Origin of the sequence: Peterkaempfera griseoplana, assembly GCF_001418575.1 — a bacterium.
GTDB classification, from domain to species: Bacteria; Actinomycetota; Actinomycetes; order Streptomycetales; family Streptomycetaceae; genus Peterkaempfera; species Peterkaempfera griseoplana.
This window is the reverse complement of the sequence record NZ_LIQR01000310.1, coordinates 1-1,779: the sequence shown is the minus strand read 5'-3', so window position 1 is coordinate 1,779 and position 1,779 is coordinate 1. Positions and strand designations below refer to the sequence as shown.

General features: G+C 75.0%; 2 protein-coding genes. Both read left to right on the top strand.

Annotated features, from left to right (window positions below):
* Positions 1-618: GDSL-type esterase/lipase family protein (locus tag AOK09_RS22875; RefSeq protein WP_245687430.1), on the top strand; the 618-nt coding region annotated here is incomplete at its 5' end.
* 41 nt (positions 619-659) lie between these two features.
* Positions 660-1,748, top strand: a complete 1,089-nt coding sequence (locus AOK09_RS22870) for an amidohydrolase family protein (RefSeq protein WP_055589110.1) — start codon at positions 660-662, stop codon at positions 1,746-1,748.
* Positions 1,749-1,779 lie beyond the last annotated feature (31 nt).

Genomic DNA, 1,779 nt, shown 5'->3' with positions numbered 1-1,779 from the left:
GGCGACTCCATCACCGACGGCTCGGAACCGGTGGTGAACAAGGTCGGCGGACGCTGGCCGGACACGCTCGCCGCCCGGATCGCCAAGGCCCGCCCGGATCGCCCGCTGGGCGTCGTCGACCTCGGCATCGCCGGCAACAAGCTGCTCAACGACGAGAAGGAGAACTCCGGCCGCTCCGGGCTCTCCCGCTTCCGCAGCGATGTGCTCTCCCAGCCCGGCCTGACCGACGTGATCCTGCTGGAGGGCATCAACGACATCGGCTCGCTGCGCGGCGCCGGCGGCAGAGCCCTCACCTCCGAGGAGCTGATCGCCGGGTACCGCACCCTGATCGCCCAGGCCCGGGCGGCGGGCGCGGCCGTCCACGGCGGCACCCTGACGCCGTTTCAGGGCGCCCACTACTACCGCAACGAGGGCGAGCAGATCCGCCGCGAGGTCAACCAGTGGATCCGTACCGGCGGCGCCTTCGACAGCGTGATCGACTTCGAGCACGCGGTGCGCGACCCCCGCTACCCCGGCCGCTACCGGCCCTCCTACGACCTGGGCGACCACCTGCACCCCAGCCGTGCCGGCTACGCCGCCATGGGCGCCGCGGTGGACCTCTCCGCCCTGCGCGGGTGACCGGCCGGCCGCGGCGGGCCCGCCGGTCGTAGGCTGCCGGCATGGGAGAGCACGCGGTACTGCACATCAAGGGGCGGATCCTGGTCGGACCCGAGGAGGTCCGCGACCAGCTCTGGGTGGTGGACGGCCGGGTCACCTTCGACCGCCCCGTCCTGGCGAGGGACGTCCGCACCCTCACCGGATGGGTGCTCCCCGGCCTGGTCGACGCCCACTGCCACGTGGGACTGGACGCCCACGGCGCGGTGGACGACGCCACCAGCGAGAAGCAGGCCCTCACCGACCGCGAGGCGGGCACCCTGCTGATCCGGGACGCGGGCTCACCCGCCGACACCCGCTGGATCGACGACCGCGAGGACCTGCCGCGGATCATCCGGGCGGGGCGCCACATCGCCCGTACCCGCCGCTACATCCGCAACTACGCCCATGAGATCGAGCCGGGGCAGCTGGCCGAGTACACCGCCCGCGAGGCCAGGCGCGGCGACGGCTGGGTGAAGCTGGTGGGCGACTGGATCGACCGGGACCGCGGCGACCTGGCGCCCTGCTGGCCGCGCGACGCCCTGGCGGACGCGATCGCCGCGGCGCACGCCGAGGGCGCGCGGGTCACCGCGCACTGCTTCGCCGAGGACTCGCTGCCCGACCTGGTGGCGGCCGGCATCGACTGCATCGAGCACGCCACCGGGCTCACCCAGGACCTGCTGCCGCTCTTCGCCGAGCGGGGCGTCGCCATCGTGCCCACCCTGGTGAACATCGCGACCTTCCCCGCGCTGGCCGACGGCGGCGAGCAGAAGTTCCCCGCCTGGGCGGCGCACATGCGGCGGCTGCACGAGCGCCGCTACGAGACGGTGGCGGCGGCGTACGAGGCAGGGGTGCCGGTCTACGCGGGCACCGACGCGGGCGGCTCGCTGCCGCACGGGCTGGTCGCCCAGGAGGTCGCCGAACTGGCGAAGGCCGGGCTGCCGGCGGCCGCGGCGATCTCCGCGGCCTGCTGGGGCGCCCGCGCCTGGCTCGGCAGGGACGGGCTGACCGAGGGGGCACCGGCGGATCTGGTGGTGTACGAGGCGGACCCGCGTGCCGACGTGCGGGTGCTGGCCGCACCCACGGCGGTGGTGCTTCGCGGCCGGGTGCGGTGACGGCCCACCAGGCAGGGGCAGGGGCAGGGGC

What these genes read in the sequence shown, in the direction of transcription:
- AOK09_RS22870 (WP_055589110.1), top strand. Translation starts at nt 660, where the DNA reads ATGGGAGAGCACGCGGTACTGCACATCAAGGGGCGGATCCTGGTCGGA.